Origin of the sequence: Brevundimonas sp. PAMC22021, assembly GCF_019443405.1 — a bacterium.
GTDB lineage: Bacteria > Pseudomonadota > Alphaproteobacteria > Caulobacterales > Caulobacteraceae > Brevundimonas.
Genome location: NZ_CP080376.1, coordinates 436,616 through 456,143 on the forward strand (window position 1 = coordinate 436,616; position 19,528 = coordinate 456,143).

At 68.2% G+C, this 19,528-nt stretch carries 17 protein-coding genes; 11 read left to right on the plus strand and 6 right to left on the minus strand.

Going from position 1 to position 19,528, the window contains the following annotated elements; translation table 11 throughout:
* The first annotated feature begins 30 nt into the window (after nt 1-30).
* Nucleotides 31-1,443: a UDP-N-acetylmuramate--L-alanine ligase gene (gene murC, locus KY493_RS02000; RefSeq protein ID WP_219897336.1), complete on the plus strand. Its 1,413-nt coding sequence runs from the start codon at nt 31-33 to the stop codon at nt 1,441-1,443.
* Nucleotides 1,440-2,342: a UDP-N-acetylmuramate dehydrogenase gene (gene murB, locus KY493_RS02005; RefSeq protein ID WP_219897337.1), complete on the plus strand. Its 903-nt coding sequence runs from the start codon at nt 1,440-1,442 to the stop codon at nt 2,340-2,342. The genes murC and murB overlap by 4 nt, the downstream gene beginning before the upstream one ends.
* 28 nt (nt 2,343-2,370) lie before the next feature.
* Here murB and KY493_RS02010 read toward each other — a convergent pair whose 3' ends face one another.
* Complete coding sequence (locus tag KY493_RS02010) at nt 2,371-3,264, minus strand: alpha/beta fold hydrolase (protein ID WP_219897338.1); 894 nt, start codon at nt 3,262-3,264, stop codon at nt 2,371-2,373.
* Nucleotides 3,265-3,466: 202 nt separating this feature from the next.
* On the opposite strand from KY493_RS02010, the gene KY493_RS02015 reads away from it, so the two are divergent.
* The 6 genes from KY493_RS02015 (at nt 3,467) to lpxC (ending at nt 13,016) form a co-directional block, all read left to right on the plus strand.
* Complete coding sequence (locus KY493_RS02015) at nt 3,467-4,408, plus strand: D-alanine--D-alanine ligase (RefSeq protein WP_219897339.1); 942 nt, start codon at nt 3,467-3,469, stop codon at nt 4,406-4,408.
* Nucleotides 4,396-5,283 carry a cell division protein FtsQ/DivIB gene (locus KY493_RS02020; protein ID WP_219897340.1) on the plus strand — a complete coding sequence of 296 codons (888 nt, stop codon included), beginning with the start codon at nt 4,396-4,398 and terminating at the stop codon, nt 5,281-5,283. The genes KY493_RS02015 and KY493_RS02020 overlap by 13 nt, the downstream gene beginning before the upstream one ends.
* Nucleotides 5,284-5,428: 145 nt before the next feature.
* On the plus strand, nt 5,429-6,646 hold the full coding sequence (ftsA, locus tag KY493_RS02025; RefSeq protein WP_255568104.1) for a cell division protein FtsA: 1,218 nt from the start codon (nt 5,429-5,431) through the stop codon (nt 6,644-6,646).
* Nucleotides 6,647-6,807: 161 nt separating this feature from the next.
* Nucleotides 6,808-10,038, plus strand: a complete 3,231-nt coding sequence (locus tag KY493_RS02030; protein WP_219897341.1) for a TonB-dependent receptor domain-containing protein — start codon at nt 6,808-6,810, stop codon at nt 10,036-10,038.
* Nucleotides 10,039-10,254: 216 nt separating this feature from the next.
* The gene (gene ftsZ, locus KY493_RS02035; protein ID WP_219897342.1) at nt 10,255-11,925 is read left to right on the plus strand and encodes a cell division protein FtsZ; all 1,671 of its coding nucleotides are present in this window, start codon (nt 10,255-10,257) and stop codon (nt 11,923-11,925) included.
* A gap of 191 nt (nt 11,926-12,116) precedes the next feature.
* The gene (gene lpxC, locus KY493_RS02040) at nt 12,117-13,016 is read left to right on the plus strand and encodes a UDP-3-O-acyl-N-acetylglucosamine deacetylase (protein WP_219897343.1); all 900 of its coding nucleotides are present in this window, start codon (nt 12,117-12,119) and stop codon (nt 13,014-13,016) included.
* A 10-nt stretch (nt 13,017-13,026) separates the two neighbouring features.
* Here lpxC and pgeF read toward each other — a convergent pair whose 3' ends face one another.
* Genes pgeF through lgt form a run of 3 tightly spaced genes read right to left on the minus strand, consistent with a single transcriptional unit; the run spans nt 13,027 to nt 15,736 of the window.
* Nucleotides 13,027-13,791 carry a peptidoglycan editing factor PgeF gene (gene pgeF / locus KY493_RS02045; protein ID WP_219897344.1) on the minus strand — a complete coding sequence of 255 codons (765 nt, stop codon included), beginning with the start codon at nt 13,789-13,791 and terminating at the stop codon, nt 13,027-13,029.
* Nucleotides 13,788-14,870, minus strand: a complete 1,083-nt coding sequence (locus tag KY493_RS02050; protein ID WP_219897345.1) for a class I SAM-dependent methyltransferase — start codon at nt 14,868-14,870, stop codon at nt 13,788-13,790. The genes pgeF and KY493_RS02050 overlap by 4 nt, the downstream gene beginning before the upstream one ends.
* On the minus strand, nt 14,867-15,736 hold the full coding sequence (gene lgt, locus KY493_RS02055; RefSeq protein WP_219897346.1) for a prolipoprotein diacylglyceryl transferase: 870 nt from the start codon (nt 15,734-15,736) through the stop codon (nt 14,867-14,869). Before lgt ends, KY493_RS02050 begins: the two co-directional genes overlap by 4 nt.
* A gap of 179 nt (nt 15,737-15,915) precedes the next feature.
* On the opposite strand from lgt, the gene KY493_RS02060 reads away from it, so the two are divergent.
* The 3 genes from KY493_RS02060 (at nt 15,916) to KY493_RS02070 (ending at nt 17,592) form a co-directional block, all read left to right on the plus strand.
* Entirely contained in the window at nt 15,916-16,209 is a 294-nt protein-coding gene (locus tag KY493_RS02060) for an accessory factor UbiK family protein (protein ID WP_219897347.1), read from the plus strand.
* 82 nt (nt 16,210-16,291) lie between these two features.
* A complete protein-coding gene (locus KY493_RS02065) occupies nt 16,292-16,795 on the plus strand; it encodes a YbjN domain-containing protein (RefSeq protein ID WP_219897348.1) in 504 nt (167 codons plus the stop codon).
* Nucleotides 16,795-17,592 carry a pyrroline-5-carboxylate reductase gene (locus KY493_RS02070; RefSeq protein WP_219897349.1) on the plus strand — a complete coding sequence of 266 codons (798 nt, stop codon included), beginning with the start codon at nt 16,795-16,797 and terminating at the stop codon, nt 17,590-17,592. The genes KY493_RS02065 and KY493_RS02070 overlap by 1 nt, the downstream gene beginning before the upstream one ends.
* Before the next feature lie 7 nt (nt 17,593-17,599).
* On the opposite strand, the gene KY493_RS02075 is transcribed toward KY493_RS02070, so the two are convergent.
* Both KY493_RS02075 and KY493_RS02080 read right to left on the minus strand, forming a co-directional pair.
* On the minus strand, nt 17,600-18,112 hold the full coding sequence (locus KY493_RS02075; RefSeq protein WP_219897350.1) for a hypothetical protein: 513 nt from the start codon (nt 18,110-18,112) through the stop codon (nt 17,600-17,602).
* 69 nt (nt 18,113-18,181) lie between these two features.
* Entirely contained in the window at nt 18,182-19,528 is a 1,347-nt protein-coding gene (locus tag KY493_RS02080) for an ATP-binding protein (protein ID WP_219897351.1), read from the minus strand.

The window sequence follows — 19,528 nt, forward strand, 5'->3', positions numbered from 1 at the left end:
ATCGCGGTGAAGCCTTGCTAAGGCGCGGCGATGATCGCGCGCCTTCGCCCCATTCCGTTCGACCTCGGTCCCGTCCACTTCATCGGCATCGGCGGCATCGGCATGAGCGGCATCGCCGAGATCATGCTCAAGATCGGCTATTCGGTTCAGGGCTCGGACGCCAAGGCCAGCGCCAACACCGAGCGGCTTGAGCGTCTCGGCGCCCGCATCTTCATCGGCCACGACGCCGCCCACCTGGGCGACGAGGTTTCGGCGGTGGTCTATTCGACCGCCGTCAAGGCCGACAATCCGGAGATGAAGGCCGCACGCGCGCGCCGCATTCCCCTGGTCCGCCGCGCCGAGATGCTGGCCGAGCTGATGCGCCTGCAGTTCTCGATCGCGGTCGGCGGCACGCACGGCAAGACCACGACCACCTCGATGGTGGCGGCGCTGCTGGATGCGGGCGGGCTGGACCCTACGGTGGTCAACGGCGGCATCATCAACGCCTATGGCACCAACGCCAAGGTCGGCGACGGCGACTGGATCGTGGTCGAGGCCGACGAGTCGGACGGCAGCTTCCTGCGGCTGAAATCGACGGTCGCGATCGTCACCAACATCGATCCCGAGCACCTCGACCACTACGGCGACTTCGACCGGGTGCGGCAGGCGTTCGTGGACTTCGTCGAGAACATTCCCTTCTACGGCTTCGCCGCCGTCTGCCTGGATCATCCGGAGGTGCAGAAGCTCGTCGCCGGCGTCGATAATCGGCGTCTGGTCACCTACGGCCTCAATCCCCAGGCCATGGTGCGGGCCGAGAACTGCGACATGAGGGCCGACGGCTGCCGCTTCGACGTGGTTATCGAAAACGGCGAGACCACCCGTATCGAGGGCCTGCACCTGCCCATGGCCGGGTGGCACAATGTCTCCAATGCGCTGGCGGCCATCGCAGTGGCGCGCGAGCTGGATGTGGCGGACGAGGCGATCAAGGCGGGCCTGGCCTCCTTCGGCGGGGTCAAGCGGCGCTTCACCACCACCGGCGTGGTGAACGGGGTGCGCATCGTCGACGACTACGGCCACCATCCGGTCGAGATCGCCGCCGTGCTCAAGGCCGCTCGCCAGGTCACGGAAGGCCGCGTCATCGCGGTGGTCCAGCCGCACCGCTTCACCCGCCTGCGCGACCTGATGGAGGAGTTTTCCACCAGCGTCTCCGACGCCGACAGCGTGATCGTGGCCGACGTCTATCCGGCGGGCGAGGCCCCGATTCCCGGCGTGGACAAGCACGCCCTGGTCGATGGCGTCCGCCGCTACGGCCACCGCCATGTTCAGGCGCTGGAGAACGCCGCCGTCCTGCCGCGCCTCATCCGCGAGGAGGCCAAGCCCGGCGATCTGGTGGTGCTGCTGGGCGCGGGCGACGTCACCGCCTGGGCCTACGCCCTGCCGGCGCAGCTGGAGGCGCTGTCGTGATCGACCTGCCGTCCGTCCGCGGCAAGCTGCTGCGCAATGAGCCCCTGGCGCCCTTTACCTGGTTCCGGGTGGGCGGGGCGGCCGAGGTGCTGTTCATCCCGGCCGATGCGGACGATCTCGCCGATTTTCTGAAGGCCCTGGACCCGGCCGTTCCTGTGACGGTGCTGGGCGTCGGCTCCAACGTCATCGTGCGCGACGGCGGGGTCGAGGGCGTGGTGATCCGGTTGGCGGGGCGGCCGTTCGCCGGCGTCTCGGCTGACGGCGACACGATCACAGCGGGCGCGGGCGCGCTGGACGCCATGGTCGCGCGCGCCTCGGCCAAGGCGGGCGTCGCGGGCCTTGAGTTCTATGCCGGCATCCCCGGAACCGTCGGGGGCGCCCTGACCATGAACGCCGGCTGCTACGGCGCCGAGACCAGGGACGTGCTGGTCTCCGCCTGGGGCCTGACCCGCGGGGGCGCGCGGGTCGACTATGCGCTGGCCGACTTCGGATATGCCTATCGTCACTCGCAGGCGCCGGCCGACATCATCTGGATCGAGGCGATCTATCAGGGAACCCCCGACGAGCCCGCCGCCGTCCAGGCGCGCATCGACGAGATCACCGCCCGCCGCGAGACCACCCAGCCGATCCGCGAAAAAACCGGCGGCTCGACCTTCAAGAACCCGCCGGGCCATTCCTCATGGAAGCTGGTGGACGACGCCGGCTGGCGCGGCCGGCTGCACGCCGAGACCGGCGGCGGCGCCAAGTTCAGCGAACTGCACTCCAACTTCATGATCAACCCCGGCGACGCCACCGCCGCCGACATCGAAGGTCTCGGCGAAGCCGTCCGCGCGGACGTGCTGAAGAAGACCGGTGTGCAGCTGGATTGGGAGATCAGGCGGATTGGACGATCCGCCTGACGGGTTAGAACGCAACCAGGCTCAAGCGTCACGGCCAGCGTAAGCGGTCATTCCCGACCGACAGAAACTTGGCCATGGCTCGGGTGGTTCGTGCGGGAACATGCTCTGGAAAAAAGTGGCCGCCTTCCATGGGTTCGCCAGTCACATGAACAGCCCAGCGCCGCCAGATGCCGAGCGGCCCGCCCGCGTCCTCATACCACTGCCCCAGACCTCCCTCTGCGTCCCAAAGAACCAGCGTGGGACATTCTATGAGCTTGCCGTTTTGACGATCGCTTTGGTCATGCTCGCGATCGATGGTTGAAGCCGCGCGATATTCATCGCAGATCGCCGCTGCCGTTGAAGGATCCCGCAACGCTGCAACATAGGCATCACGCACTTCGGGCGAAAAGCTTTCGGGCGGCGTGCCCCAGTTCGTCAGCGCGTCATCCACGACGGCCTCCGCCGCGGCAAGCAGAAGGGTTTCCGGCAGAGGCGCGGGCTGAGCGAGAAACGAGTACGGCCAAAACGCCAAAGCCATTCGCGCGTCCGCTCGCCCCCAAACCTCCGAAGTCGGAATGACATCCATCACCACCAGGTGAGTGACATTGTGAGGGTGATCCATCGCTATTCTATATGCGACGCGACCGCCTCTATCATGGCCCGCGACCGCGAACCGCTCGTGACCCAGTGCCGCCATCAGATCGACCAGCATCGATCCCATGCTGCGCTTGGACATCCGCTTACCGGCGTCCTCCTTTGGAGGATCGCTTTCACCGTAGCCGGGCAGGTCAGCGACAACGACGGTGTGGTCGCGTGACAGGTCGGGCGCAATGTCTCGCCACATCAGGCCCGTCTGCGGAAAGCCATGAAGCAGAAGCAGCGGATGTCCTTGACCTGAAATCTCGACGGCGATCGAACCCGCCGACGTTCTGACCCGCTGCATGCGGCGCCTCCCGGAAGATCAAATCCTACTAGGCGGATGACGCACCATCCTGCTGCGCCAATGATGGGAACGCTGGTTTTGAGGCTTTTGCTCCGACAGCGTGAACATGGACAGCCAGGCTTCTACGGGCCAGTCCGGCCCCTTTGGTTGACGCGCTGTTAACCGCGTCGGCGGCATTCAGGGAGGCTTCCCGGAGCCGCGCATGAACCGTCCTCTTTCCGACCTGCATGTCGCCGTCCTGATGGGCGGGCTTTCGGCCGAGCGCGAGGTGTCGCTGAACTCGGGCGAGGGTTGCGCGCGGGCGCTGGAGGCGCAGGGCGCGCGCGTGTCACGCGTCGATGCGGGGCGGGACCTCGCCAATGTTCTGGGTGGTCTGATCCGGCCGGACGTGGTGCTGAACTGCCTGCACGGCGCCTGGGGCGAGGACGGCTGCGTTCAGGGCGTCCTGGAGACGCTGCGCATCCCCTACAGCCACTCGGGCGTGCTGGCCTCGGCGCTGGCCATGGACAAGGAAAAGTCCAAGGCGGTGCTGCGCGGGGCCGGCGTGCGGGTGCCGGGCGGCGGCCTGTTTGACCGGCTGGAGGTGTCTCGCCGCCACGTCATCGACCCGCCCTATGTGGTCAAGCCGAATGCCGAGGGCTCCTCCGTGGGCGTCTATCTGGTCCGCGGCGCCGATGACGCCCCTGTCGCGGCCGTGGGCGCCGACAGCTGGACCTATGGCGAGCAGGTGGTGGTCGAGCCCTATATCGCCGGCAAGGAACTGTGCGTCGCCGTGCTGGGCGAGGCCGCCGGCCCTCGCGCCCTGACCGTCACCGACATCACCCCGACCAAGGGCTTCTACGACTATGAGGCCAAGTACACGCCGGGCGGCTCGGTGCACGTTCTGCCGGCCGTGCTGCCGGCGCACGTTTTCGAGGCCGCGCTGCGCGAAGCCGAGCTTGCCCACACAGCCATGGCTTGCCGCGGCGTGTCGCGATCCGACTTCCGTTATGACGATGTTAACGACGATCTCGTTCTTCTGGAGGTCAATACCCAGCCCGGCATGACCTCGACCTCGCTCGTGCCCGAGCAGGCCGCTCATGCAGGCATGAGTTACGAAGATCTGGTGCGTTGGATGGTGGAGGACGCCTCATGCCCGCGGTAGTTCGCGGCGGTCGGCGACAAGGTGTTCAAGGATCGCCGCGCGGCGCCTCTTCCGGGGGGAGGGGGCAGGCGCGCGGCGGCTCTTCACGCAGCGCCGGGGCCATCCCCGGCCAGATGGCGGCAATCGGTCGCCTGGACCTGTCCCCCCGCGCCGTCGTTGTCTGCATTTCCGCCGGGGTCCTGGCGCTGGCCGTCGTGCTGGCGACGGGGGCGCGGGCCGAGCGCATCGGCGCCTCGATCTCGCACGGGGTGGATGCGGTCACCATCGGCATGGGTTTTTCGCTGAAGCGCGTGCACATCGCCGGCGCCTCGGGCGAGGCCGAACCGGCGATCCGCCAGGCGCTGGGCCTCAGCGCCGGCCAACCCTTGGTCGGTCTCGATCTCGATGCGGTGCGCGAGCGTGTCCAGGCCGTCGGTTGGGTCAAGGAGGCGCGCGTGGTGCGCTTGTTGCCCGACACCCTGATCGTCGAGGTGGTCGAGCACGACCGACTGGCCGTGTGGCAATCCGCCGGGCGCGCCCAGGTCATCGACGGCCAGGGCCAGGTCATCCCCGGCGCCGAGGCCGGCCGGTATCCCGGCCTACCGCTGGTGGTGGGCAAGGGAGCCGATCAGGCCGCGGCCGAGGTGCTGCCGCTGCTGGCCCAGCGCCCCCGCCTGATGGGCCGCGTCGACGCCCTGGTGCGCGTGGACGAGCGCCGCTGGGATCTGCGGCTCAAGGACGGCAGCCTGATCCAGCTTCCGGCCGTGGACCAGGAGGCGGCCCTGATCCGCCTCGATGCGCTGGACCAGCGCGAACGCCTGCTCGACCTGGGCTTCGCCCGCGTCGATCTCAGAACCCCCGAAGAGGTCGCGGTGCGGCCCTCCGGCGACGCCTGACAAGAAGAAGGACAAGAACGTCATGGGCGGCAAGGAACGCGGCGGCGCAGCCAACGATCACGGCAGGGGCGGGGACCCGCGCACGGGCCGCGCGCCGGTGGTGGCCGCGCTCGACATCGGCCAGTCCAAGGTGTCCTGCTTCATCATGAAGCCCGAGGGCGTGCGCCACGCCGACCGCACGATCCGCGTCGCCGGCGCCAGCCACGTCCAGTCGCGCGGCGTCAAGGGCGGCGCCATCATCAACATGGACGAGGCCGCCCAGGCCATCGGTCACGCCGTCGAGCGCGCCGAGCGGGCCGCCTCCAGCCCCGTGTCCGGCGTCATCGTCACCACCGCCATCGGCCAGATGGCCAGCCACCGGGTGCAGGCCCGCGTGTCGCTGGGCGCCAATCCGGTGGGCGACGCCGATCTCGCGCGCGCCATCGGCATGGCCCTGGCCCAGATCCGCCTGCCTAATCGCCGGCCGATCCACGTCCTGCCCATCGCCTGGTCGGTGGACGGCGCGCGCGGCGTGCACGACCCGCGCTCGATGCGCGGCGGATCGCTGGGCCTCGACCTGCTGGTCGTGTCCATGGCCGAGAACGTGTTCACGACCCTCAGCCACTGCCTCGAGCTGGCGCACCTGGACCTTCAGGGCGTGGCCGCCGCCCCCGTCGTCTCCTCGCTCGCCGCGCTGGAAGAGGACGAGATGGACCTCGGCGCCGTCTGCATCGACATGGGCGGAGGCTCGACCAGCGCCGCCGTCTGGGGCGGCCGCTCCTTGCTGCACATCGAAAGCCTGAACGTCGGCGGCGACCACGTCACCTCCGACATCGCGCGGGGCCTATCGACCTCAAAGGCGGGCGCCGAGCGGCTCAAGACCCTGCACGGTTCGGCCATGGCCAGCGCCAACGAGGACCGCGAGATGCTGGAAGCCCCGCCGCGCGGCGAGGACGCCTCCGCCGGTCCCGTGATCGTGCCCCGCGCTATGCTGAAAACCGTGATCGCCCCTCGCGTCGAGGAAACGCTTGAGCTGCTGCGCGACCGGCTGCGCAACGCAGGCGTGGGGCTTGAGCCCGGCGCCGGCCTGGTGCTCACCGGCGGCGCCAGCCAGCTGAACGGCGTGCGCGAACTGGCCGTGCGGGTGTTTGACCGCCCGGTCCGCCTCGGAAAGCCCCAACGGGCGCCACATTTGGCCGACGCCGCGTCCGGCCCCGCCTTCTGCGCCTCTGCCGGCGTCCTCCTCCGCGCCGCCTACGGCCCCCGCGAAGCCGTCTCCGCCCGCAAGCTGATGGCGCGTCAGATCACCGCAGCCGACGCGCCCCGGGTTTACAGGGGCAATGTTGTCGGCCGTGTGGCGGGCTGGCTACGGGAGAATCTTTAGCGCAACAACGGCTTGACTGAAGCTGTAGCGAAAATGTCGCTCTCTCGACATGATCGCGCCATTGTTCGCGGATCGCGGTTGATGGAGCGCCGATCCTTGTTGATGGTGCAACCGAAGGCGGCCAGCCCGTTGGGGAGGCGAACCGCGACGAGGAAGCATTGATGCTGAAGCGACATTATTTGTTTGGATCGACCATTCTGGCCGGGGCCTTGGCTCTTGCTGCACCGGTGCTCGCGCAAACCGCGCAGCCGGCTGTCCCTGTTCCGCCTCTGCCGGCGCAGGATGAAGCCCAGTTGGACGAAATCGTCGTCACCGGGTCTCTGATCCGCAGAGATCCCACCACGACCCCGACGCCGCTGACGGTGGCGTCGCGCGAGGAAATCCTTCAGTCGGGCGAAAACAACGTCGTCGATTTCCTTGCTGACATTCCCGCTCTGCAAAGCAGCCAGACGCCGGAAGACACCACGGGCGGCTTCATCGGCATCGGCGGCCTTTCGCTGCTGAACCTGCGCAATCTCGGCTCCAACAGGACGCTGGTGCTGGTCGATGGCCGCCGGCACGTGGCCGGGATCGCCGGCGGCAACGCCGTGGACGTCGACACTATCCCCAGCCCGCTGATCGAGCGCGTCGAGATCATCACGGGAGGGGCGTCCGCCACCTACGGCGCCGACGCCGTGGCCGGCGTGGTCAACTTCATCATGCGCGATGACTTCGAGGGCATCGAGTTCGAAGCTGGCGTAACCCAGTTGACGCAGGGCGAAAGCGCCCTGAACGAGAGCTACTCCATCATCGCCGGAACGAACCTGTTCGATGACAGGCTGAACATCTACGGGTTTGCTCAGTACAACACGTCTGATGTCCTCGTTGACAGCCAACTCGACATCGACTGGATCAACACGGAAACTCGGTTGGCCACGGCCGACGTTGACCCGGCCGCCGCACCGAACGATGGCGTTTTTGACGTCATTGCCGTTGGCAATCTACGTTCGCTGAACCGCCCTCGTGGCGGCATCCTTTCTCTGGCGAATGGCGTGCGGCCGAGCCCAACGACCGATCCGGACATTCCCTTCGGCAACTGCTCGGCGACGCAGCAGCCCAACGCCTTCTCGCCCAGCATCTGCTTCGCCACCACCCCCGGAAAATCCTATCAGTTCCGCCCCGGCGGCCAAGCCTATCTGGCTGATTTCGGGTTTGGTCAGACAACAGGTGCGGTGAACCGCACGACCACCATCGGCGGCAGCGGCGACTCCCTGGTTGAAGTTGAGACCAACCGTCTGCCTCGGCAGGAGAACAAGCGGTTCCAGGTTGGCGCCAACTTCGACGTACTCGAGAATGTGCAGGCTTATGCGGAGCTGAAGTACGTCGATGAGCGGAACGTCGATGTCTTCCAGCCGCATTTCATCGACCTGGGGATCCGCGCTTTTGGCCCGAGGCAGAACGCGACCCTTTTTGGCCTGACCTCGGGTGAAATTGGGCTGGACAACGCCTATCTCGATCCGACCGTTCGCGCGGCCATTCTCGCGAATACTCGCGCGGTGTATAATGCTGCGGGCGTTCAGACCGCCACCGTCGCTGACGCTCGCGCTCAGTTCCGCACCTTCAGCTATGATCTCGGGTTCCGGCCTCAGACCACGGATCGCGAACTGACCCGCTTCGTCGGCGGCTTCCGTGGCGATCTGGATCAGCTCGCCTTCGTCAAGGACATCTCCTGGGACATCGGCTACACTTACGGGTCGCTCGACTCGGTGAACGTCGAAACCGAGACGATCGACGTCGAACGCTACCTGTATTCGGTCGATGCTGTTCGCGACACCCTGAATGAAACCGGGCGGGGCGCAGGATCCATCGTCTGCCGCGTGCAGCTGCTGGCCGCCCGCGGCGTCACGATCAACTCGCAAGACGATGGGCGCGTTCTGGCGGCCACCGATCCGACCATCGCCGGTTGCGTGCCGTCGAACATCTTCGGCGAAGGTGGGATGACCGTTGCGCGGGACTACATCCTGACCCAGCTGACCACCATCGACAACAATACGCAGCATGACGTCCGCGGCGTCATCTCGGGCAACCTGTGGGACTTCTGGGGCGCAGGTCCGATCGGCGTCGCTATTGGCGGGGAATACCGCGACGAACGCACGAGCACCGATCTGACGCCGTTTAACGGGCGAGTGATTTTCGGCAACACCGGCGACGATTTGCCGGAAGTCGGATACGACGTTGCGGAAGCGTTTGCGGAGCTTCGCATCCCGCTGCTTTCGGACGTCTTCCTGGCCGAGAAGCTGGAAATCGGCGGCGGTTACCGCACGTCTCAGTATTCGACGACGGGCCACACCGAAACCTACAGCGCCGATCTGTTCTGGCGTCCGGTTCAGGACATCGCGTTCCGCAGCACCTACGGGGTTTCCGTCCGCGCGCCCACGCTGGGGGAACTGTTCTCGCCGCCTTTCGACACCTTCCCCAACCTGACCGACAACTGCTCTTCGGCTGTCATCAACGGGACGGCAGATGCTCGCATTCGGCAAAACCGCATTACGAACTGCGCGCTTCTGGGCATTCCCACGACGTACGTCGATCCAAATCCAACCTCTTCCAATGAAGGCAAGAGCGGGTCGAACCCGAACCTTGAATCGGAAGAGTCGGAAAGCTACAGCGTGGGTCTCGTGTTCACGCCGCGGTTTGCTCCGGGCTTCTCGTTCGTGGCGGACTACTACGACATCGAGATCACGAACGCGATCGCAACCCTGTCTGCGCAGACCTTGCTGAATCTCTGCACCGATGAGGAGCAGCTGAATCAGACGGCGTGCGATGCGTTCACGCGTCGTCCCGCGGGCGATCCGCAGGAGTACGAAATCAGCGACTTTGTTGAAGGACCGTTCAACTTCGCGGCGCTGAAGGTGCGCGGGATCGACTATCAAGCCCGCTTCGGCTTCGAGACGTCGGACCTGGTCGGCGACGATTATGGTCGCATCGATCTGGGCCTCACCGGCAGCTGGCTGATCGAGCGCACCAACTTCACCAGCCCGACCGATCCGAACTTCCCGACCCGGATCGACACGACGGCCAACAATCCTCGCTTCCGCTTCCGCACCAATACGACGTGGAGCAAGGGGCCGCTTTCGGTGACGTGGCGCTTGGATGTTCAAGGGTCGCAGACCCTGACGCGCATTGATCAGGTGCTCGCCAACTTCGACACCCGTGAAGATCTGGATCTGCTGCGTACCGGCAACTTCTACCAGAACGACTTCACCTTCGCCTACGACCTGACCGACAAGGCCACGTTCCGCGGCGGCGTGCTGAACGCGTTCGACGAGGAGCCGAACATCCAGTCCGGCCTTGCCGACCAGTTCGACCTGTTCGGTCGTCGCTACTTCGGCAGCATCACGCTGCGTTACTGATCCTAGCGGTCAATCTCGCGAGAAGGGGCGGCCTCAAAGGCCGCCCCTTTTTGCTTTGGCGCGTGCGTCCAGACCGGCTCTGAATTCAGCGCGTCGCAGCTTGCTGCAGTTAACCCTTCCTTTACCCCGCGCGTTGATTCATTAACGGACGCGTAACGATGCGAATCGGCGGGCTCGCATCGGCGTCACAGGGCAGGTCGGAAGGTCGGTAAAGTCATGTCGCTCTCGTTGGTTAAGCCGCAGAACACGGAATTGAAGCCGCGCATCGTCGTGTTCGGCGTGGGCGGGGCGGGCGGCAACGCCGTGAACAACATGATCGACGCCGGGCTTGAGGGCGTCGAGTTCGTCGTCGCCAACACCGACGCCCAGCACCTCAGCTTCGCCAAGACCGACCGCCGTATCCAGCTGGGTGAGACGATCACGCAAGGGTTGGGCGCCGGCGCACACCCCGAGGTCGGCATGAACGCCGCCGAGGAAAGCGCCGACGAGATCCACGCGCACCTGGAAGGCGCGCACATGGTGTTCATCACCGCCGGCATGGGCGGCGGCACCGGCACGGGCGCGGCCCCCATCATCGCCAAATGCGCGCGCGATCGCGGCATCCTGACCGTGGGCGTGGTGACCAAGCCCTTCACCTTCGAAGGGCGTCACCGCATGCGCCTGGCGGACTCGGGCATCGCCGAGCTGCAACGCTACGTCGACACCCTGATCGTCATTCCGAACCAGAACCTGTTCCGCGTCGCCAACGAGCGCACCACCTTCGCCGACGCCTTCGGCATGGCCGACCAGGTACTGCATTCGGGCGTGCGCTCGATCACCGACCTGATGATCCTGCCGGGCCTGATCAACCTCGACTTCGCCGACGTGCGCGCCGTCATGTCCGAGATGGGCAAGGCGATGATGGGCACGGGCGAGGCCACGGGCGACGACCGCGCCCTGCTGGCGGCCCAGAACGCGATCGCCAACCCGCTGCTGGACGAGACCTCGCTGAAGGGCGCCAAGGCGGTGCTGGTGAACATCACCGGCGGCCTGGACATGACCCTGCTGGAAGTCGACGAAGCCGCCAACGCCATCTCGGCCGAGGTGGATGGCGACGCCAACATCATCTTCGGCGCGGCCTTCGATCCGGCGCTGGACGGCAAGATCCGCGTCTCCGTCGTGGCCACCGGCATGGACGAGGAATCGCTGGCCCGCGCCCAGGGCGGACCCGGCGGCGGCCAGGGGGCCAGCGTGGCGGGCCGCTCGGCGCCTGAGGTTGCTTCGCCGCTGGCCAACCATGACGCCCGTCGCTCGGCCGGCGGCCTGTACGGCGCATCCGCCCGCGCGCCCGAGCCCAGCCGCGCGCCGTATCGCGAACCGGTCCGCACAGAGGCCCCGCGTGCGCCCGAGCCGCGCATCGAGCCGGCGCCGGTTCAGCCGACCTTCCAGTCCGCGCCCGCGGCCCGCGCGCCCGAGCCTTCCCGCCAGGTCGAGGCGCGCCTCGAGCCTCGCATCGAAGCCCGGCCCGAGCCGGTGATCCACGCCGCGCCGGAAATGCGCAGCCTCGATCCGATCGTCGATCCTTGGGTCGAGGAGTATGAAACCCACCGGACGCCCGCGCCGAGCGCCCAGCCGACGCAGCAGGTCCGCGCCGAGCCGCGCCGCGAAGCCCCCGTCGCTCGCCCTGAGCCGGTGGCGGAAGACGACGACTACGACCGGGATCACCGCCGCAGCGGCTGGAGCCTGTTCGGCCGGGGCAAGCGTCCGCAGCCGCAAGCCGCCTACAGCCCGCGTCCGCAGCCGCAGATGCGCCAATCGACCCAGGCGGCTCCCGTCGCCGAGCCGCAGGCCTCTTCCGGCGATGACGATCTCGAAATCCCTTCCTTTCTACGCCGCCTCGCCAACTGATCGAGGCCAGGCCTGACCTGAAACGCCCCGGAGTTCGCTCCGGGGCGTTTTACGTTTCCGTCGCTGTGCCGTTACGAAACAATCGGAAACCGGACTTTGCTTTCGGCATTGCCGCGCTCGCCCTAGAGGACTCATGAGGCGCGAACCGCGAGCGGTTCAATCGGCGCCCATGCGAAGAAGCGAGTTCAGCCTTGTCGGTCAGCCACGACCCTCACCAACGCACCGTTCTGGCGCCGGCCATCTGCGCCGGCGTGGGCGTGCATACTGGCCGCCGGGTGCGGCTGGTCGTGCGCCCGGCGCCGGCGGGCGCGGGCATCGTCTTTGTGCGCACGGACGTGACCGACCGCGACAACCGCATCCGGGTGTCGGGCGAGGCTGTGGTCGATGCCCGGCTGAACACCATGATCGAGAATGCGGCGGGCGTTCGCCTGTCGACCATCGAGCACCTGATGGCGGCCTTTGCGGCGCTTGGCATCGCCAATGTGGTGGTCGAGGTGGACGGGCCCGAGCTGCCGATCCTGGACGGCTCGGCCCTGGGATTCGTGCAGTTGCTGGACCGGGCGGGCTTCCGCCGCCAGCCGACGCCGGTGCGCTTTATCGAGATCCTCGAGCCGGTGCATGTGACCGAGGGCGACAAGCATGCGGCCCTGACGCCCTGCGACCGCTATGAGATGCGGTTCGAGATCGACTTCCCCACGCCGGTCATCGGCAATCAGGTGATCGACTTCGTGGTGGACGAGGCGACCTTCCGCACCGACATCATGTCGGCCCGCACCTTTGGCTTCGCCCATGAGGTCGAGGCGCTGCGCCAGGCCGGCCTGGCGCGCGGCGGTTCGCTGGAGAATGCGGTCGTGATCGACGGCGACCAGATCCTGAACCCCGGCGGCCTGCGGATGGAGCGCGAGTTCGTGCGGCACAAGGCGCTGGACGCGATCGGCGACCTCTATGTGCTGGGCGCGCCGCTGCTCGGCCGCTACGACGGCTACAAGGCCGGCCACGCGGTGAACAACAAGCTGGTGCGCGCCCTGCTGGCCCAGCCGCACGCCTGGCGCGAGACGGTGCGGGTGCCGGAGCTGGCGCGCGCGGGCTGAGCCTGCCTGTCTACAGCCTGATCGCGCTCATCAACCTGCCGAAGTCCGGCTCGCCCCGCAGGTGCGCGCGGCGGTTGGAGAAGAAGCGGTTCTCGTCCACGCAGGTGTCGTCGCCGGTCCAGGCGGTCTGACTCACGCCTGCCTGCTCCAGCCGCCACAGCACGAACGCCGGCAGGTCGAACCGGCGCTTGTCGGGCGCAGAGCCGGGGCGAAAGAAGCGCTCGCTTCCGGGATCGTGGTGGGCGAAGCGGTCCTGGAAGTCGGCCCCGACCTCATAGCTGTTCTGAGCGATGCAAGGACCGACGACGGCCGTGACGCGGTCGGCTCGCGCGCCCAGCGCTTCCATGGCTGCAACCGCCGAATGGATCACGCCGCCGAGCGCGCCTTTCCAGCCGGCGTGGGCGGCGCCGACGACGCCCGCCTCGCGATCAGCCAGCAACACCGGGGCGCAGTCGGCCGTCAGGACCGCGCAGATCACGCCGGGCGTCGCCGTCACCACCGCATCGCCTTCGGGCCGTTCGCCGTTCCACGGTCCCTCGGCCACACGCGTCACCGCCGAGTGGATCTGGTAGCAGTTGGCGAGATCGGCGGCCGATCCGCCCAGCGCCACGGCGATCCGGCGGCGGTTCTCGGCCACAGCGGCAGGGTCGTCATGCGAGCCGACACCCGTGTTCAGCCCGGCGTAAAGTCCCTGCGACGCGCCGCCCGCGCGGGTGAAGAAGCCGTGGCGCACGCCGTCCAGCAGCGGATGGGTGATCGGCTCCGGCGCGCTCATGAGTCCCATCCGGGCACGACCAGAGAACGGGGCGAAAAGATCGCGGCGGCCTTGAACAGGGTTCCCATCTGGTCCTCGGCGGTCAGGCGGTTCAGCTGGCGGTCGATCACGGGCGCGGCGTCCGGCCGTCCCGTCTTCAAGGCGTCAGCGCGGGCATCGATCCCGAGCCGGCGCAGGAACTCGCCCTGCCCGAGGCAGCCGGTCACGTCGGCCCCGGCGCGGACCGCCGCCTCCAGCACCTGCGGGAAATCGGCCCATTGCGTCAGGTCCGCCTCACCGGGCACCTCCAGTGGGTCAACCTTGTGGTGGCGCCGCAGCGCCTGCAGGGTGTCGCCGGCCTCCGGCCTTGCCCGGCCATAGTCGATCAGCAAGGCCGCCCCGGACGCCTGCCTCATCAGGGCCCCCAGGTCGCGCCCAAAGGCCGCCTGCTGATCCGAGATCTCCAGCACTTCGCCCGGCGCCATGTCGAAGTCCGGCCTGGCGAAGCCGGCAGTCACGCCGGTCAGCCCGAACACCAGGCCGCCGTCGTCGGTGACGCCCACGCGCCGCTCGGCCCAGCCGCCTTCGGTGCGGACGAACTGGCGCGCCGGCATGCAGTCCAGCACCTCATTGGCGATCAGGATCACGGGCGCGTCGGTCTCGACGGCGTCCAGGCCGCGCACCCAGCGAGGCTGCAGGTCGGCGCCCGCCAGGGCTCGCGCCTGCTGCGCCCGCAAGGGGCCGCTGGGCTCGATCAGGACGAGGTCGCAGGCTTCCAGGAAGCCGGGCGCCAGCCGCGCGGCACGCAGGGCGTCGCCGATCAGCGTGCCGTCGCCGGGACCCACCTCGACCAGCCGCACCCGCTCGGGCGCGCCCAGCCGGTTCCAGGTCTCGGCGGCCCAAAGGCCGATCAGTTCGCCAAACATCTGGCTGACCAGGGGTGCGGTGATGAAGTCCCCGCCCGCGCCCAGCGCCGGGTGCGCCGCATAGTAGCCGCCGGCCGGGTCGTGCAGGCAGCGGGTGACGTAGTCGGCGACCGTGATCGGCCCGGACAGGGCGATCTCGCGCGCCAGCCGGGCTTTCAGGCTGTCGCGCGTCATCCCTGGACGGGCGGACGGCTCCACGCCCGCCACACCAGCCAGCCGCCGACCAGGATCATCGGGATCGACAGCATCATCCCCATGGTCAGCCCCAGCGGGAACTCGGGCATGCCGACGTCCGGCTGGCGCACATTCTCCAGCGCCGCCCGCGACAGGCCGTAGAACAGCAGAAACAGGCCGGTGATGTAGCCGGGCTTCTTCAGCAGGCCGATCTTCCAGATGCCCAGCGACAGCAGGCCCAGCAGCAGCAGGCCCTCGAGCCCCGCCTCGTACAGCTGGCTGGGATGGCGTGGCGCATCGCCCGCCGGACAGAAGCCGTACATCCGCTGGATGCTGTCGTTGCAGAAGCGGACCGCCCAGGGAACCGTCGTCTCGCGACCCCACAGCTCGCCGTTGATGAAGTTGGCGATGCGGCCAAAGAACAGGCCGATCGGCACCACCGGCGCGACCATGTCGCCCAGCCGCAGCATGTCGACCTTTTGCCCGCGCGCGAACAGCACGATGGCCAGGCAGACGCCCAGGAAGCCGCCGTGGAAGCTCATGCCGCCGGTCCACAGCTGGAACAACTCCAGCCGCTCGGCCCAGCTCTGGCCGGTGAACAGCTGGCCGTACATGGCCGGATCGTAGAACAGCGCGTATCCCAGCCGCCCGCCCAGGATGATGCCCAGCACGATCCACAGCACCAGGTCGTCCAGCTGCGCCGAGGTCAGCGGCGGCCGCGCCGGCGTCCACAACCGCTCGGCCTTGATCAGGCGCGAGGCGTACCACCATCCCAGCACGATGCCCGCCACATAGGCCAGGGCGTACCAGCGGATCGGAAAGGGGCCGATGCTGATCAGAACCGGATCGAATTCGGGAAAAGGCAAGGGCGGTCCTCGAGCGCTTCGGTGCGGCGTGGTTTAGCAAGCGTCGCCATCGTCGTCGCCGGTTTGTTGCGGCGGCTGCGACGCTTTTGCCAGAGCCTGGCCCTTCGCCGTGGCCGAAGCAGGGCCTATATCCGCTTCAGACCCTTCAACCAGCCCGGCGCGCCGGGCGGAGCACGCCGATGCAGACCCGCAACCCCATTCTGGACGAGTTCGCCAAGCTGACCACCGGCGCCATGGGCCTGGCCCAGGCTGCGGGCGAGGAAGCCAAGTCCGCCTGGCGCGCCCAGACCGACCGCCTCGCCGCCGACATGGACCTGGTGCGCCGCGACGAGCTGGACGCGCTGAAGGGCGAGGTCGCCGCACTGCGCGCCGAAATGGTGGTGCTGCGCGCCGCCTTCGCCGCCAAGCTGGCCGACAAGCCCGAGGCGGGAAACTCCACAGACGGAACTCCCCCTATCGACGCAGCCGGTTGAGCCGCGACCCCGAACACGTCTAGCGTCCGGTTAAGAGGTGATTCACCAATCACTTCGCCGTTCCAAAGGACGAGTTCGCCTCATGGATGTCGCCGGGCCGCAAGAGGTCGATGTTCCCTTCGATCCGCTGGACGTGGTCGAATATGTGCTGACGGCCGAGAACCTGCCGTTCGATCGCACCGACGAGGGCGACCTCGCCTTCGCCATGGCCGGCGACTGGAAGGACTATGAGCTGTGGTTCGCCTGGCGGCCGGAGGGCGACTGCCTGCAGCTGTGCTGCGCGCTGGACCTGCGTGCGACCAAGAGCCGCCGCACCGCCGCCTATGAACTGGTCGGCATGATCAATCAGCGCACCTGGATGGGCCATTTCGAGGTCTGGGCCGAGGACGGCGAGATCGTCTTCCGCCACTCCCTGTCGGTGCCTCACGGCGAGCGCCCGACGCTGGCGCAGGCGGCGTCGATGATCGACGCGGCGATGGAGGCGGCGGACCGCTACTATCCCGCCTTCGACTTCATGATCCGGGGCTCAAGGAAGCCGCAGGAGGCGATCGACGCCTGCCTGTTCGAGACGGTGGGCACCGCCTGATGTCGGACGGCCCGGTGGTCCTGCTGGGCTGCGGTCGGCTGGGTTCGGCCATTCTGGAAGGCTGGCTGCTGACGAACGCCGTGGCGCCCACGGACATCGTCGTGCTGACGCCGTCAGAGAAGCCCGCGGCCGAAGTGGCTCGGGACGGGGGCGCGACGATCAATCCGCCGCTGGAGACGCTGCGCGAGGCGCGCTGCGTCGTGATCGCCGTCAAGCCGGCGATGTGGCGCGAGGCGCTTGCGCCGCTGTTGCCGCATCTGGGCGAACAGGCCGTGATCCTTTCGGTGATGGCCGGCGTCACGGCCCCGACCCTGGCGGAAGGCGTAGGTCCCTGGCCCATCGTGCGGGTGATGCCGACGACGGGCGTCGCGCGCGGGCGCGGTGTGGCGACCGTCTATGCCGCCGACGCCGAGGCGCGGGCGCTGGGGCGCGCGCTTTTCGCACCCATGGCCGTCACCGTCGATCTGCCCGACGAGGCCGCGATGGACGCCGCGACCGCCGTCGCCGGCTCGGGCGCGGCCTACTTCTACGCCATGACCGAGGCGCTGGCGCGAGGCGGCGAGGCGGCCGGGCTCGATGCGGATACGGCCCGCACCCTGGCCCGGGCGACGTTTGTGGCGGCCGCCGAAAGCGCCGGTGATGAGCCGCTGACCGAGCTGATCGGCCGCATCGCCTCGCCCGGCGGATCAACCCGCGCCGGTCTGAACGTCATGGCCGAGGGCGGACGCATCGAGGCCCTGATGACAGAGGTCGTGGCCGCCGCCGTCCGTCGCAACCGTGAAATGGGCCAGAACTAGGCTTGGGCTAGAGGTCGCCCTCGGCGATCTTGCGCGCCACCCGGTCGAACACGCGATCGGCCTCCCACCAGGTGGTGAAGCCGTAGACCTCGGCCAGGCTGGTGTTGAAGCGGTCATAGGCGAACGGCAGGCGGCGGCCATCTGCCGTGACGATCTCGCCCTCCACGGCCGCGCCGCCGACGCTGATGCTGCGGATGCGATCCAGCCCAGGCTTGTCCGACAGCTGCTGCAACGTGGGCCGGTTCGGCTTCAGGTCCGTCAGCACCAGGCTGACCGTGGCGGCGTTCAGGTCGTTGCGGCGCGCCAAGGCCTCGCGCACCTCTTCAGCCAGGCGATCCGCCTGATCCTGCACCTCGCGCGGGCCCAGATCCTCGATCTGTTCCTGCAACCTGGGGCCAAGGGTGGTGGTGACGTTCGGCGCCTGGGCCTGGGCCTGGGTCTGGGCCTGGGTCTGGGCGTGGGCGACGGTAGCAAGCGCGATCACGGCGGCGGCCGGCGCAAGAAAGGCGAGGGGTCTCATGGTGGATCTCCGACAAAGCCCTGTCTGCGTAAGAGATGCGCCTTCGACCGCCTCTTCGCCAGTCCTCGCTCAGCCGGGCAGCCGGATCTCGGCCTTCAGCCCGCCCAGGTCGCTGCGGCCCAGGGTGATCTCTCCGCCATGACCACGCGCCACGTCGCGCGCGATGGCCAGGCCCAGGCCCACGCCCTTGCGGTTTTGGTTGCGGCTGTCGTCCAGACGCGAAAAGGGGCGAAAGGCGTCCTCGTACATCGCCTCGGGTATGCCCGGCCCATCGTCCTCGACCCCGATCTCGAGCCCGCCGGAAGGCAGAGGGCGCGCCGACAGCCGCACATGCTCGCCGTGCGCCGCCGCATTGCCGGCCAGATTGGTCAGCGCCCGTTTGAACGCCAGCGGGCGCAGCGGCGCGGTCAGCCCCGGCGAAACCTGCACCTCCACCTCGGCTCCCGCCCGACGCGCATCGTCGGCCACGGCGTTCAACAGATCCGCCAGAGCGACGGCCTGTGTGTCCTCGCCCGCCTCTCCCCGCGCGAAGGCGAGGTATTCGTCGATCATGTGCTCCATCTCGTCCAGGTCGCCGCGCATGGCGTCCTGGCGCTTGAAGGGCGGAGCCAGCGCCAGTTCCAGCCGCAGGCGCGTCAGCGGCGTGCGCAGGTCGTGGCTGACCGAGGCCAGCATGGCCGTGCGCTGGTCGATGTGGCGCTGGATGCGGTCCCGCATCGCCAGGAATGCGGTCGCCGCCTGACGCACCTCGCGCGCGCCGTGCGGCTTGAAGCGCGGCACGCTTTCGCCCCGTCCGAACGCCTCGGCCGCATCGGCAAGCCGCTCGATGGAGCGCACCTGGTTGCGGATGAACAGGATCGCCACCCCCATCAGCAGGATGGTCGCCACCGTCAGCCACAGCACGAAGATGTGCGCCTGTGTCGCCACCGCCCGCTCTCGCGGCGCGATGAAACGCAGGACGCCGCCCGGCTCCTGCACCTGGATGTCGATGTAGGCGGGGTAGCGGGTGGTGTCGAACCAGTAGGGGCGGTCCAGCCGGCCTTGCAGCGCCCGCTCCATCACCCGATCGACCACGCCGATGGCCCCGCGCCGCGTCTCTGTGGGCAGGGTCCGGTCTTCCTGGTAGGCGACCGACAACTGCATGGCGCGCTCGGCCCGGTCGGCGATCACCGCCATGTTGGCCGGCGTCGGATCGTCCTCATAGGACTGAACCGCCCAGGCGATATCGCCGGCCAGTCCTTCCGACAGGCGCGCGGTCACCGTCTGCCAATGGGCGTCGAAGAAGACCCAGGTGACCGCGATCTGCATCGCCAGCACCGGCAACACGATGATCAGCAGCGACCGACCCCACAGCGAGGTCGGCAGCCGCCGCTTCAGAAAGCGCGGCCACAGGTTCAGCCGCCGGCGCAGCCGCAT